At 66.2% G+C, this 12,858-nt stretch carries 12 protein-coding genes; 4 read left to right on the forward strand and 8 right to left on the reverse strand.

The window, feature by feature from the left end; genetic code table 11:
• A complete protein-coding gene (mscL, locus tag SD196_RS23660) occupies nucleotides 1-408 on the forward strand; it encodes a large-conductance mechanosensitive channel protein MscL (protein ID WP_275608761.1) in 408 nt (135 codons plus the stop codon).
• 61 nt (nucleotides 409-469) lie between these two features.
• On the opposite strand, the gene SD196_RS23665 is transcribed toward mscL, so the two are convergent.
• Entirely contained in the window at nucleotides 470-1,246 is a 777-nt protein-coding gene (locus tag SD196_RS23665) for a ferredoxin--NADP reductase (RefSeq protein ID WP_343577074.1), read from the reverse strand.
• Between the two features lie 194 nt (nucleotides 1,247-1,440).
• Between SD196_RS23665 and SD196_RS23670 the strand changes: the two genes are divergently transcribed.
• Both SD196_RS23670 and SD196_RS23675 read left to right on the forward strand, forming a co-directional pair.
• Nucleotides 1,441-2,565, forward strand: coding sequence for a class I SAM-dependent methyltransferase (locus SD196_RS23670; protein ID WP_343577072.1), 1,125 nt, complete (start codon nucleotides 1,441-1,443; stop codon nucleotides 2,563-2,565).
• Nucleotides 2,566-2,630: 65 nt separating this feature from the next.
• Nucleotides 2,631-3,494 (forward strand): alpha/beta fold hydrolase, encoded by an 864-nt coding sequence (locus SD196_RS23675; RefSeq protein ID WP_416310736.1) that lies wholly within the window; start codon nucleotides 2,631-2,633, stop codon nucleotides 3,492-3,494.
• Nucleotides 3,495-3,605: 111 nt separating this feature from the next.
• On the opposite strand, the gene SD196_RS23680 is transcribed toward SD196_RS23675, so the two are convergent.
• Genes SD196_RS23680 through SD196_RS23700 form a run of 5 tightly spaced genes read right to left on the reverse strand, consistent with a single transcriptional unit; the run spans nucleotide 3,606 to nucleotide 9,721 of the window.
• Nucleotides 3,606-4,172: a nucleotidyltransferase family protein gene (locus tag SD196_RS23680; RefSeq protein ID WP_343577068.1), complete on the reverse strand. Its 567-nt coding sequence runs from the start codon at nucleotides 4,170-4,172 to the stop codon at nucleotides 3,606-3,608.
• Complete coding sequence (locus SD196_RS23685; protein ID WP_275608766.1) at nucleotides 4,169-5,140, reverse strand: XdhC family protein; 972 nt, start codon at nucleotides 5,138-5,140, stop codon at nucleotides 4,169-4,171. Before SD196_RS23685 ends, SD196_RS23680 begins: the two co-directional genes overlap by 4 nt.
• Nucleotides 5,141-5,143: 3 nt before the next feature.
• The gene (locus tag SD196_RS23690) at nucleotides 5,144-6,355 is read right to left on the reverse strand and encodes a cytochrome c (RefSeq protein ID WP_275608767.1); all 1,212 of its coding nucleotides are present in this window, start codon (nucleotides 6,353-6,355) and stop codon (nucleotides 5,144-5,146) included.
• 2 nt (nucleotides 6,356-6,357) lie between these two features.
• Complete coding sequence (locus tag SD196_RS23695) at nucleotides 6,358-6,897, reverse strand: (2Fe-2S)-binding protein (RefSeq protein ID WP_259757479.1); 540 nt, start codon at nucleotides 6,895-6,897, stop codon at nucleotides 6,358-6,360.
• Nucleotides 6,890-9,721 carry a xanthine dehydrogenase family protein molybdopterin-binding subunit gene (locus SD196_RS23700; RefSeq protein WP_343577063.1) on the reverse strand — a complete coding sequence of 944 codons (2,832 nt, stop codon included), beginning with the start codon at nucleotides 9,719-9,721 and terminating at the stop codon, nucleotides 6,890-6,892. Before SD196_RS23700 ends, SD196_RS23695 begins: the two co-directional genes overlap by 8 nt.
• 343 nt (nucleotides 9,722-10,064) lie before the next feature.
• On the opposite strand from SD196_RS23700, the gene SD196_RS23705 reads away from it, so the two are divergent.
• Nucleotides 10,065-11,276 carry an MFS transporter gene (locus SD196_RS23705; RefSeq protein WP_416310737.1) on the forward strand — a complete coding sequence of 404 codons (1,212 nt, stop codon included), beginning with the start codon at nucleotides 10,065-10,067 and terminating at the stop codon, nucleotides 11,274-11,276.
• Nucleotides 11,277-11,689: 413 nt separating this feature from the next.
• On the opposite strand, the gene SD196_RS23710 is transcribed toward SD196_RS23705, so the two are convergent.
• Both SD196_RS23710 and cydB read right to left on the reverse strand, forming a co-directional pair.
• Nucleotides 11,690-11,839: a DUF2474 domain-containing protein gene (locus SD196_RS23710; protein ID WP_416311771.1), complete on the reverse strand. Its 150-nt coding sequence runs from the start codon at nucleotides 11,837-11,839 to the stop codon at nucleotides 11,690-11,692.
• 10 nt (nucleotides 11,840-11,849) lie between these two features.
• Nucleotides 11,850-12,857 (reverse strand): cytochrome d ubiquinol oxidase subunit II, encoded by a 1,008-nt coding sequence (cydB, locus tag SD196_RS23715; RefSeq protein WP_275608770.1) that lies wholly within the window; start codon nucleotides 12,855-12,857, stop codon nucleotides 11,850-11,852.
• Nucleotide 12,858: the final 1 nt, after the last annotated feature.

A 12,858-nucleotide genomic window follows, 5' to 3' on the forward strand; every position in this document is an offset into this window, starting at 1 on the left:
ATGAGTCTGCTTAGCGAGTTCAAGGCCTTCGCCGTCAAGGGCAACGTGGTCGACATGGCCGTCGGTATCATCATCGGCGCCGCCTTCGGCAAGATCGTCTCGTCCTTCGTCGGCGACGTGATCATGCCGCCCATCGGCCTGCTGATCGGTGGCGTGGACTTCTCCGACCTGGCCATCACCCTCAAGGCCGCCGAGGGCAATACGCCAGCCGTCGTGATGGCCTACGGCAAATTCATCCAGACCTGCCTGGACTTCCTGATCGTCGCCTTCGCCATCTTCATGGGCGTGAAGGCCATCAACCGCTTCAAGCGCGAGGAAGAGGCCGCGCCCGCTGCGCCGACCAAGGACCAGGAACTGCTGAGCGAAATCCGCGACCTGCTCAAGGAGCAGCGCAACCGCTCGTCCTGAACCCCGGCTCACCCCGTCGCATCGGCGGGGTGAGCAAACCCTGTCCCCAGAAGACAAAGCCCTACCAGTAATTCTCCACCGCGATCTGCCCGGGCTTGCGGGTCAGCGCCAGGCTCATGCCGCGTGCCTTCAGCACGGCACGGGTGTCCTCGATCATCTGCGGGTTGCCGCAGAGCATCACGCGCGAATGCTCCGGGCTGAGCTCCAGACCGGCGGCGCGCTCCAGCTCACCGTTCTCGATCAGCGTGGTGATCCGCGCATTCAGGCAGCCGGGGACGCTTTCGCGGGTAACCACCGGAATGAACTGCAGCTTGTGGATGTGCTCCGCCAGGTGCTCCATCGCGCTGAAACTGGCGATCAGCTCGCGGTAGGCCAGTTCCTTCTCTTCGCGGGCGCTGTAGACCAGCTTGATGGTCTCGAAGCGCTCCCAGGCCTCGAAGTCCTGCAGGATCGACAGGAAGGGTGCAAGGCCGGTGCCGGTGGCCAGCAACCAGAGATCGCGGCCGTCGGGGAAGCGGTCGAGGGTGAGGAAGCCGAAAGCCTGGCGGTCCACCAGCAACTGGTCGCCGACCTGCAGGCGGCTGAGTTCGCTGGTGAATTCGCCGTCGGGCACCACGATGGAGAAGAATTCTAGGAACTCGTCATGGGGCGCCGAAACCATCGAGTAGGCACGCCAGACGATGCTGCCGCTCGGCTTGTACACGCCCAGGCGGGCGAACTGCCCGGCGCGGAAGCGATAGCCGGTGTCGCGGGTGGTGCGCAGGGTGAACAGGCTCGGCGTGAGCGTCTGCACGTCCAGCAGGGTCTGGCGGGTGAACTTCTCTTCGCTGGCGGTCATCGTCCGCTCCTTTCACAAGAACCGACCCATTTTCCCGTATTGGCGGCGCGAGAAACACCCGCAAGGCTTGTGGTCATCGCTCGCCTGCGCACAACGCAGACGAAAGCCTCGCGGATAGGCGATAATTTCCGGTTTCCGGCCGACCTGCGACAGTCGCCGGAGCCATCCATCCGAAACACCCGTTCGAGAGCCCCATGCCTGTCCTCGCCAGCCCCTTCGCCCAGCTCGACCTGGTCCGCCACCCTGAACAGCAGGGCGACCCGCTGCAGGCCTTCGATGCGGCCGACGAGTACCTGCTCAACCACCTGCATGAGCAAGGCGTCGGCGCAGACACCCGGGTCCTGGTGCTCAACGACAGTTTTGGTGCCCTCGCCGCCAGCCTCGCCCCCCATGTACGCGTGACCAGCAGCGGCGATTCGTACCTGGGCTTCATCGCCCTGCAACGCAACCTGGAACTCAACGGGCTGGCAGACGCGCCGCTGACCTTCGTGCCCGCCAGCGAAACCCCGCAAGGCCCGTTCGACCACGTGCTGGTGCGGGTGCCCAAGACCCTGGCGCTGCTGGAAGAACAACTGATTCGCCTGCACGGCCATCTGGCGCCGGGGGCCAAGGTGGTCGCCGCCGGCATGATCAAGCACCTGCCCCGCGCCGCCGGCGACCTGCTGGAAAAATACATTGGCCCGATGCAGGCCTCGCTGGCGGTGAAGAAAGCCCGCCTGCTGGTCGCCACTGCCGAGCAACGTCCGGCGCCGGCGTCGCCCTACCCCACCCGCTACCGCCTGGACAAACCGGCGCTGACGCTGGTCAACCACGCCAACGTGTTCTGCCGCGAAGGCCTGGACATCGGCACCCGCGCCTTCCTCCCGCACCTGCCGCACTACCACCATGCCGTACGCGCCGCCGACCTGGGCTGCGGCAACGGCGTGCTGGCCATCGCCTTCGCCCAGCAGAATCCGCAGGCGGAACTGACGCTGGTGGACGAGTCCTACATGGCCGTGCAATCCGCGCGGGAAAACTGGCAGGCCGCCTTCGTCGATCGCCCTGTGGATATCCATCCGGACGACGGCCTCGCCAGCCAGCCGGCGGATTCGCTGGACCTGGTGTTGTGCAACCCGCCCTTCCACCAGCAGCAGGTGGTCGGCGACTTCCTCGCCTGGCGCATGTTCCAGCAGGCCCGCGCCGCACTGGTCACCGGCGGCGAACTGTGGATCGTCGGCAACCGCCACCTTGGCTACCACGCCAAGCTCAAACGCCTGTTCCGCGGCGTCGAGCAGGTGGCGGCAAATCCGAAATTCGTGGTGCTGAAAGCGACCAAATAAGCTGGCGGGATTGCTCCGGCACGCGCGCCGGAGCAGCATGGATCGCCCTCCGCCAGGATGCCGCCATGACCGTACAGGAATCCCCGCTTGCCGTAGCCGAATTGATCCGTACCGCCGACGGTGTCGATCTCGCCCTGCGCCGCGCAGGCCCTGCGGACGGCGTACCGGTCGTGCTGACCCACGGCACCTTCTCCAACCATCGCAGTTGCCTGGGCCTGGCCAATTATCTTGGCAGCCGTGGCTTCGCCTGCTGGCTATTCGACTGGCGCGGGCATGGCGACAGCGGGCGCAACGGCTTTATCCACAGCTTTGATGATGTAGCCGAGCAGGACGTGCCGGCGATTCTCGATGCGGTGAGTCGGCGTAGCGGACACACGGCACTGCACTGGATCGGCCATTCCGGCGGCGGGCTGATCGTCTCCATGTGGGCGGCACGCAACCCGGAGATGGCGAAACGTCGGCTGCGCTCGACGGTACTGATCGGTTCCCAGGCCACGGCGGCCGGAGCCAGCCTGCAGCACCGGCTGGCAATCCTGGGGTTCGACTGGATGCTGCGCTGGCGGCGTGTCGCGCCCAGCCGGCCAAAGAATGTCGGGCCGGAAGCGGAGAGCGCACGATTGATGCGGCAGTGGTGCCAGTGGAACCTGCGGCGGCGCTTCGATTCGCTGGAGGGCTTCGATTATCTGGCGGGACTTGCTGACGTCGATCTACCGGTGCTCGGCGTGGCGGGCAGCGGTGATACCTTCATTGCGCCCGTCGCCGGGTGCGAGGCGCTGGTGAAGGCGTTCGGCGGGCGTGATGCGGCGCTGGAGCTGTTCGGACTGGAGACCGGTGCGCGAGAGGACTACCGCCATAACCGGTTACTGCTGTCGCGCAATGCCAGTCAGGAAATCTGGCCGCGCATTGCGCAGTGGCTGGCGCAGCGCTGATTTCGTAGGGCGCATAACCTGGAACAGGTTATCCGCCGTTGGCTTTTGCGGCGGATAACGCTGGGGCGTTATTCGCCCTACGGGGATGGGGTTCGGGTGTCGCGAACCCGGTCAGGAGCGCAAGGCGTTCGGCGTGTCGACATCACGGAGCACGCCCGCATCGGCGACTTCCAGGGTGACGCAACGATCGCGGTTCGCCTGAACAACGGTCCGCGCGCCTTCATCGCCGGTGAGCTGCGTCAGCGCGGGCCAGAACTCGCGGCCGAACAACACGGGGTGCCCGCGCTGGCCTTCGAAAATCGGAAAAAGAATGCTCGAAGCGCTGGCTGCTTCGCTCAACGCACGCAGAGTCTGAGGAGCGATCCACGGCATGTCGCCGAGCAGGATGGCGACCGCCTGGGCGTCGCTGTCGCACAGGGAAACCGCACCAGCAGCCAGACTGTGGCCCATGCCCAACGCGGCGTCCGGGCTGTGGGTAACCTGGCAACCGGCAGGCAGACCGAAGTCCTCCGCCCGCTCGCCCTCACGCAGCACCACACACACTTCATCGAACACCGCCAGGGCCCGCTCGACGCTGTGCGCCAGCAGGCAGCGGCCATCAGGCAGGGTCGCACGGCGCTTGTCGGTGCCGAAGCGCGAGCCCTGGCCGGCAGCCAGGACCAGTGCGACAACCGTCACAGCGCCTCGCGAGCGATGCCGCTGCGGGTGCGCAGGATGTCGGCGAGCACCGCCAGGGCGATTTCCGCCGGGGTCTTGCTGCCCAGGTTGAGACCGATGGGCGCGTGGATGCGCGCCAGCTCCGCCTCGTTCAGGCCGCCGATACGGTGCAGGCGTTCGCGGCGCTTCTCCGAGGTGGTGCGCGAGCCCATCACGCCGATGTAGAAGGCCTCGGTGCGCACGGCTTCGAGCATCGCCAGGTCATCGATCTTCGGGTCGTGGGTCAGGGCGACCACGGCGGTATCCGCGTGGCAGCCACCATCGGCGATGAAGATCGACGGCAGTTCGCGGCGGATTTCGATGCCGTCCAGTACCACACCCTCCAGCGCTTCCTCGCGGGGGTCACAGAGGATGACTTCGAAGCCCAGGCCCTTGCCGAACTCCGCGCAGAAATGCGCGACACTGGAATAACCCGCCAGCAGCAGGCGCTGGGCGGCGCCAACGCGCAGACGCACGTTGGCTTCGTCACGCTCTACGCGCGGGCCGTGGTCGTGGTCATCGCTCAGGCGACGAGAGCCGTCGACCAGGCTCACTTCACGCAGCAGGCGGCGCTGGCCGAGCAGCGCCGACTCCAGCTCGCGCAGGTGCGCCTGGACCTCACAATCGGGCGCGAGGTTTTCCACCAGCACATCGAGGATGCCGCCGCAGGGCAGGCGGATGTTCGAGCGCGTGTCGGTGCCGTCGCCATAACGCACGACGACTACCGGCTCGCTGAACTCGCCCTCGGCGACGCGTTCGAGGAAGTCATCCTCGACGCAGCCGCCGGACAGCGAGCCCACCCACTGGCCGCTGGCGTTGACCGCCAGCAGCGAGCCCGGCGCGCGGGGCGCCGAGCCGTAGGTGAAGAGCACGCTGCACAACCACACGCGCTGGCCGGCGCTGGACCACTGGAGCGCCTGGCGGACCACTTGCAGATCGAGATGCTGCACGACTCACTCCGCTTTGAGTTGAGCGACCTGTTGTACGCCCATGTCGCCCGGCAAGCCACCCCAGGCCTGACGCAGGTAGTTGATCAGGTCGGTGAGCTGCTCGTCACTGAGCTTGTCGGCGAAGCCCGGCATCGGCTGCATGCGCTCGAAACCGGTGAACTGCTGCTCGCGGATGCCCTCGACGATGACCTTGGCCAGGTTGCGCGAATCGGCCAGGCGCAGGGTGGTGTTGCCCTGCATCGCCACGGCAATGTGCGGCTTGCCCTCGCCGTCATTGCCGTGGCAGCCGGCGCAGACGTTGAGGTACTGCTGGCGGCCACGCTTGGCGCTGTCGCCGAGCTGGTCCTGGGCAACCGCCTGAACCACCTTGGCCTGCGGCGGCTGATCGCCGAGCAGGTAGGTGGACATGGCGGCCAGGTCCTCGTCACCCAGGTGCTGGGTGCTCAGGTGCATCACCGGGAACATCTCGTTGAACATGCTGCCCTGCGGGCTCATGCCGTGCTTGAGGAAGCCGGTGAGATCGGCGCTGGTCCAGCCGCGTTCGGCCAGATCCTGGGCCAGCAGGCTCGGAGCGCTGTAGCCGTTGAGCAGGCCGCCGGTGAGGCGCTTGTCCTGCTGCAGCGCGCCGATCTGGTTACGCGGGGTGTGGCACTCGCCGCAGTGGCCGAGCACTTCCACCAGGTACTGGCCGCGCTTGTAGGCGTCGCTCTTGCCGTCGGTGTTTTCCAGCTGGACGCTCTTGCCGTACAGCATGTTCCAGCCGGTCAGACCCAGGCGCACGTTGAACGGGAAGCTCAGGCTGGTTTCGGGCGCGGCGCGGTGCACCGGCGTCTGGCTCATCAGGTAGGCGTAGAGGGCATCGCTGTCCTCGCGCGTGATGAGGTGGTACGAGGTGTAGGGCATGGCCGGGTAGAGGTTGGCGCCGTCCTTGCGCTTGCCCTCGGTGAGGGCGGCGAAGAACTCGTCGGCGCTGTAGCCGCCGATGCCGAAGTCCTTGTCCGGGGTGATGTTGCTGCCGTAGATGGTGCCGAACGGCGAGTGGATCGGCAGGCCGCCAGCGAACGGCGCGCCGCCCTCGGCGGTATGGCAGGCCATGCAGTCGGCGGCGCGGGAGACGTACTCGCCGCGCTTGATCAGCTCCTGGTCTGCCGCCTGGGCGCCAACCGCCAGGCCGAGGCCGGCAGCCAGCGCGAGGCCGGAAAGAATACGCTGCATGCTTAGCCCTCCTTGACCAGGCCGAGATCGGTCAGCACTTCGCGGGTGGCGTCGTAGTAACGCACGTACCCGGTGCAGCGACAGATGTGGTGGCCCAGGCTGGCCTCGATGGTTGCCTCCAGCTCGCTCTTCTTCAGCGGCTGGCGCTGGGCCTTTTCCACCAACACCGTGGCGGCGTTGACGAAGCCCGGTGCGCAGTAGCTGCACTGGAAGGCGAAGCGGTCGACGAACTTCTGCTGGATCGGGTTCAGCTCCTTCACCGAACCGTCTTCCTCACGCTTGGCGTGGCCCTCGATGGTGCGCACCTTCTTGCCTTCGAAGTAGTGCGCGCCGGTAATGCAGGTGCGCACTTCCTCGCTGGTGCCGTCGGGGTTGTCGACGATCACCACGCAGGCGTGACAGATGCCCTGGCCGCAGCCCAGGCGCGAACCGGTGAGGTTCTGGTATTCGTGCAGGTAGTCGATCATCGGCAGGTCCTCGGGAACCTCGACCGGACCGACGGTTTGACCATTGAGGGTCAGGTTGAGCGGACGGTTAGCCATTGAGGGCCTCCTTGATACGAGCGGGGGTGATGGGCAGGTCGCGGACGCGCTTGCCGATGGCGTGGGCCACGGCGTTGCCGATGGCGCCGACCACCGGGATCATCACCACTTCGGCGATGCCCTTGGACGGGTCGCTGGGCGAGAGCGGCGGAAGGATTTCCGAGCTCTGCTGCCAGACGGCCACGTCTTTCGCCTTCGGGAGACGGTAGCGGTTGAAGTTCCAGTCGCCCTCGCCCGGGCCACCCTCGTACAGCGGCATGTCTTCGAGCAGAGCATGGCCGATGCCCATGGCGGTGCCGCCCTCGATCTGGCCTTTCACCAGTTCCGGCACCAGCACGCGGCCGCACTCGATCCAGCTGTGGTGGTTGAGCACGCTGACGTCGCCGTTGCCCTTGTTCACCTTCAGCTCGACGATGGTCGCTACCGGGCTGTAGTAGGTCACGGCGGCGTTGTTCAGTTGCACCGGCGGATAGGCCACGTTCTGGCGATCCAGCAGGTGGAAGCCGGCGCTGTTCATCTGCGCCTTCTTCACGCCCGGCGCGCCGTCGCCGTATTTCACGGCCAGGGCATCCAGGGGCAGGCGGTCACGCACGCCGTCGATGACGAAATCGCACTCGGCCCAGCTCCAGCGGTTGAAGCCGTGGACGGTGGCACCGGTAACCAGGCCTTTTTCGTGAGCGACCTGCGCCAGCTCGGCGAACGACAGCGGCTGCAGGCCGTTGGCGGTCAGCTTGCCGTCCACCCAGTGGGCGTCTTCGCGGCGCACCACCAGCGGGTTGGCGGCGCCGTTGAACGGACCGCGGCGCCAGATTTCCAGGGCCGCCGGCCACAGGCCGTGGTTGAACAGCACACGCGCCGCTTCGCGAGTGGCGTGGCTGAAGTAATAAGCCGAGTTGGTCGCCGACGACGCCGAAGCGTACTTGCCGACCCAGCGCGGGTTGCGCAGCTTCTCGTCCTGGGTGGGCTGGCTCATGGTGTAGGGGTCTTCGCCGCTGAGCAGCTGAAGCTCCGGCCACTCGGTTTCGGCGGTCTTCATCTCGTCCGCCGGCTTGCCGAGGAAGTCCGCCACCACCAGCGCCTGGGACGTCGACATACCGGTGCCGATCTCGATGCCGATGTGGCGCATGTGCACCTTACCCTGGGCATCGAACTCGATGCTCGCCATGGGCGCTTCGGAACCGGTGCCGAAGTCCTTCTGGCAGATGGCGAAGCCGACGCCGTACCAGTGGTCCGGGTCCTTGGCATCCATCTCTTTCTTGCGCGCATCGCGGGTCTTCCACCACTCATGGGCGGCGGCCTTGTCGAGGATCTCGTGCAGGCGCAGGGCGCCAGCGGGGATCGCACCCTGGGTGTTCTTCATGCCCGACTTCAGCGCGTTGACGCGGCGCAGTTCGATGGCGTCGACGCCCAGGCGACCGGCGATCTCGTCCACCATCATTTCGGTGGCGGCCATGCTCTGCAGGGTGCCGTAGCCACGCATGGAGCCGGCCTCGACGGCGCGGGAATGGTAGGCGGTCACCTGCAGGTCGTTCTGCGGCATGTAGTAGATCGACTGCGCAGCGGTGGCGCCCACGGCGGCCACGGACGGGCTGTAGTTGATGCGGCCGCCGCCGTCCACACTCATCTCGGTGCGGAAGATCTTGAAGGTCATGTCCTTCTTGTCCACCGCGAGCTGGTAGCGGATGTCGAACGGGTGGCGCTTGATGCCACTCTGGAACTGTTCGTAGCGGTCATTGGCCAGGCGCACCGGCACGCCGTTGCCATACAGCGCAGCCAGGGCCGCGTAGAAGACGAAGATGTTGTGGTCCTTGGAACCGTAGCCCACGGTGTAGCCGGGGTGCATGTTCAGCTTGGCCAGACCGAAGCGCGACGGGGCGATCATGTGCGCCGTCTCGTAGGCGGCCTCGAACGGGCACTGGGTGGCGACGACGAAGTGCAGGGTCTTGCTCGCCGGGTCGTACCAGCCGTTGCCGTTGTCCGGCTCCATGGCGGCCGGTTCGATGGACGGGGTCTTGTAGCGTTCGTCGAAGACCAGCCAGTTTTCCGGCGGGTTTTCGATCTGGTCCTTGATCTTCTGCGCGTAGAACAGGCCCTGCTCGGTGAGGTCGCCGTGCTGGTTGGGCTGCTGGTTCCACACCGGTTTGCGCTCGCGGATCATCGGGAAGAGGATCGAGTCCTTGAGGCTGGAGAACTCGTCCGGATCGGCCGAGGTCGCGCCGCCGACGCGCACGTAGCGGAAGCTGCCGTAGGGATCGCCCTGATACAGCGGAGCCTGCGCGCCGTAGCGGATCGCCTTGTCGTTGAACTTCATCTTCAGCTTGGCCTGACGGAAGCGCTCGAAGTCGTTCCAGATCAGGATGGCCACCGGATGGCCGATGAACATCGGCACCTTGCCGCGCGGCAGCAGCGGGTCCGGCGCGTGGGCTTCGGGGAAGACGATGCCGTCCTTGTCCAGGTCATCGGCGGTAACGATGCGGTCAGGCTGCAGCTCGGCGCCCAGCCAGGCGAGATCGATGCCGTCGAAGATGCGGTCGGCCTTGATGGTCTTGAGCAACATGGCGTGGCCCTGCTGCTGCGGCCAGCCGGGCATGTCCTTGGAGCGGATGTCACGGGCGAACACCTTGTTGCCGCAGACCTTGGACAGTGCGTCGTTACGGAAACGCACCTTGCCGTCGTGGCCCATCCACTGTTGGGGCGAGACGGTGACGGAGTTTTCCATCAGGGCAGCGAAAGCCCGGCTGCCAAGCGGCGCCAGCGTCACGCTGACGCCGGCGATCAGCCCGCCCTGCAGGAAGGCACGCCGGGAAATATCACGGTTGGACATGGTTCATCCTCTGGACGGTGAAGGCCCGCCCATGTCGATTTCTGGTGCTGAATAAAACTGGAAGGGTGCGCAATCGGGGGGCGTTTCGAAGGTGACGCCGAAGGGTGTTCTTGCTGTAAAACCTGACCCTTTCGTCAACTTTAACCCATCTGCATCCTTCCAGGCAAAGTCAAGCAGGCAACTTGTCGCGCTGTCAGCCAATCGGACGACCTGTCATCCACCTGCGCCGCGGACGCTCAAGCCCGCCCATTCCGCGCCGCACAACCGGAGAAGTGCTACATCGTGTTACGCTTCGCAGCCTTTGCTTAGCCCCCTAACGACTCCTCCAGCGAAAGCCTCCGCCATGCCTGCCGAAGCCACGTCCTTGCTGCGTCACCGCCCCTTCCTCGCCTTCTGGCTCGCCCGCGTCTGCACCGCCAGCGCCTTCCAGATGATCACCGTGGCCATCGGCTGGCACATCTACCAGCTGACCCACAACGTGCTCGACCTCGGTCTGGTAGGACTGGTGGAGTTCCTCCCGCGCGTGATCTTCATGTTGCACACCGGCCACGTTGCCGACCGCTACGACCGTCGGCGCATCGCCTCGATCTGCCAGATCGGCCAGGGCCTGGTGGCGGTGGCGCTGGTGGTGGGCGCCAGCACCGACAGCGTGACCCGCGAGATGATCTTCGTGATGGCCTTCCTGCTCGGCACCGCGCGGGCCTTCGAGATGCCGACCACCCAGGCGCTGCTGCCGAACATCGTGCCCAGCGCACTGTTCCCCCGCGCCGTGGCCGCCTCCGCCTCGGCCATGCAGGCAGCGACCATCGCCGCGCCCGCCCTTGGCGGCCTGCTCTACGCGCTGGGCGCCTTCTGGGTCTACACGCCGACCGCCGTGCTCTACTTCATCGCCTGCACCCTGGTCATGACCCTGCCCTCGCGCCAGGCTCCCGCCGTCCAGGGCAAGGCCACGCTGGAATCGTTGCTGGCCGGCATCCGCTTCATCCGCAGCCGCCCCGACATCTTCGGCGCTATCTCCCTGGACCTGTTCGCCGTGCTGCTGGGCGGCGCCACCGCGCTGCTGCCGGTGTTCGCCAAGGACATCCTACTCACCGGCCCCTGGGGCCTGGGCCTGCTGCGTTCGGCCCCGGCGGTGGGCGCGCTGCTGATGTCATTCTGGCTGGCGCGCTTCCCCATCGAGCGCAACGTCGGACGGATCATGTTCCTCTCGGTGGGCATCTTCGGTGTCACCACTATCGCCTTCGGCCTGTCGACTTCCTTCTGGTTCTCTCTGGCGGTGCTGGTGGTGCTGGGCGCGGCGGACATGATCAGCATGGTGATCCGTGGCGCCTTCGTACAGCTGGAAACCCCGGACGAGATGCGCGGCCGGGTCAGCGCGGTGAATGGCCTGTTCATCGGCGCCTCGAACCAGCTGGGCGAGTTCGAGTCGGGCGTCACCGCCCACTGGTTCGGCACCGTGCCGGCGGTGGTGCTGGGCGGGGTCGGCACGCTGATCGTCACTGGCGCGTGGATGAAGCTGTTCCCTACCCTGGCCAAACGAGACAAGTTGCACTGATCGCTCCCGAGCGCCGCCCCTGTAGGAGCGAGCTTGCTCGCGAACATTGGTGCGAGGCATTGCCCTCACCCTAGCCCTCTCCAAGGGGAGAGGCGACCGATCGGCGCAGGATGGAACGACAGCATCAGCCGGCACGGACGCCCCCTCTCCCTTCAGGGAGAGGGTTGGGGAGAGGGAAATACAGCGATGCGCCGATCTTCGGGCGACTGCCGCCCCCTCCCTAGCCCTCCCCCTGAAGGGAGAGGGAACTGTTCGGTGCAGGGCTGCAGGTTGGCGTTAGCCGGCAATTTCGGTTCGCGAGCAAGCTCGCTCCTACCACACTCCCGTAACCCCAGGACAAAAAAATCCCCCGCACGAAACCGTGCGGGGGATGTGGGAACGGGCGCCGGGGGAAGGCGCCCGGATGGGATCTGTCAGTGCGGCGTACCCAGCCCCGCCGCACTCATGAACAGGCGCATCAGCCAGGCCGCAACGCCCAGGCCGGCCACGCTCAGCGCCCAGATCAGCACCAGCCAGCCGAGCCGCTTGCGCAGCGGCACCTTCTCCTGCTCTTCGTGAGTCATGCCGCGCACCTCAGTGGTAGCCATCGCCATGCTTCACCTTGCCGCGGAACACGTAGTAGCTCCACGCGGTGTAGCCGAGGATGAAGGGAATGATGAACAGCGCGCCCACCAGCATGAAGCCCTGGCTCTGCGGCGGCGCCGCGGCGTCCCAGATAGACAGCGACGGCGGCACGATGTTCGGCCACAGGCTGATGCCCAGTCCGCTGTAGCCGAGGAAGATCAGCACCAGGGTGAGCACGAAGGGCTTCACATGGTCGTTGCTGGCCACCGAGCGCAGCAGGTTGTAGAGGGTCACCAGCACCAGCAGCGGCACCGGCAGGAACCAGAACAGGTTGGGCAGGCTGAACCAGCGCTGGGCGATTTCCTCGTGGGCCAGCGGGGTCCACAGGCTGACGATGCCGATCACTGCCAGCAGCACCAGCGCCAGCGGCTTGGCCAGGTCGTGCATGCGCTCCTGCAGACGCCCCTCGGTCTTCATGATCAGCCAGGTGCAGCCCAGCAGGCTGTAGGCGACCACCAGGCCGAGGCCGCAGAACAGCGGGAACGGCGCCAGCCAGTCCAGCGCGCCACCGGCGAAGGCACGGTTTTCCACTGGAATGCCCTCGATGAAGGCACCCAGCGCCACGCCCTGGAAGAAAGTCGCCACCAGTGAACCGGCGATGAACGACTTGTCCCACAGGTGCCGCTTGTTCGGCCGCGCCTTGAAGCGGAACTCGAAGGCCACGCCGCGGAAGATCAGCCCCACCAGCATCAGGATCAGCGGCAGGTAGAGCGCCGAGAGCACGGCCGAATAGGCCACCGGGAAGGCGCCGAACAGCGCGGCACCACCCAGCACCAGCCAGGTCTCGTTGCCGTCCCAGACCGGCGCCACGGTGTTCATCATCACATCGCGGTCGCCTTCGTCCTTGAAGAACGGATAGAGCATGCCGATGCCCAGATCGAAGCCATCCATCACGACGTACATCATGATCCCGAAGATGATGATGATCGCCCAGATCAGCGGAAGATCGATTCCCATG

Source organism: Pseudomonas macauensis, from assembly GCF_047902425.1.
In the GTDB taxonomy this organism is placed as follows: Bacteria; Pseudomonadota; Gammaproteobacteria; order Pseudomonadales; family Pseudomonadaceae; genus Pseudomonas.

Bases quoted from the DNA above. Each gene is read 5' to 3' on its own strand.
- mscL (WP_275608761.1), top strand. From the start codon at position 1: ATGAGTCTGCTTAGCGAGTTCAAGGCCTTCGCCGTCAAGGGCAACGTG.
- SD196_RS23665 (WP_343577074.1), bottom strand. From the start codon at position 1,246: ATGACCGCCAGCGAAGAGAAGTTCACCCGCCAGACCCTGCTGGACGTG.
- SD196_RS23670 (WP_343577072.1), top strand. From the start codon at position 1,441: ATGCCTGTCCTCGCCAGCCCCTTCGCCCAGCTCGACCTGGTCCGCCAC.
- SD196_RS23675 (WP_416310736.1), top strand. From the start codon at position 2,631: ATGACCGTACAGGAATCCCCGCTTGCCGTAGCCGAATTGATCCGTACC.
- SD196_RS23690 (WP_275608767.1), bottom strand. From the start codon at position 6,355: ATGCAGCGTATTCTTTCCGGCCTCGCGCTGGCTGCCGGCCTCGGCCTG.
- SD196_RS23695 (WP_259757479.1), bottom strand. From the start codon at position 6,897: ATGGCTAACCGTCCGCTCAACCTGACCCTCAATGGTCAAACCGTCGGT.
- SD196_RS23700 (WP_343577063.1), bottom strand. From the start codon at position 9,721: ATGTCCAACCGTGATATTTCCCGGCGTGCCTTCCTGCAGGGCGGGCTG.
- SD196_RS23705 (WP_416310737.1), top strand. From the start codon at position 10,065: ATGCCTGCCGAAGCCACGTCCTTGCTGCGTCACCGCCCCTTCCTCGCC.
- SD196_RS23710 (WP_416311771.1), bottom strand. From the start codon at position 11,839: ATGACTCACGAAGAGCAGGAGAAGGTGCCGCTGCGCAAGCGGCTCGGC.
- cydB (WP_275608770.1), bottom strand. From the start codon at position 12,857: ATGGGAATCGATCTTCCGCTGATCTGGGCGATCATCATCATCTTCGGG.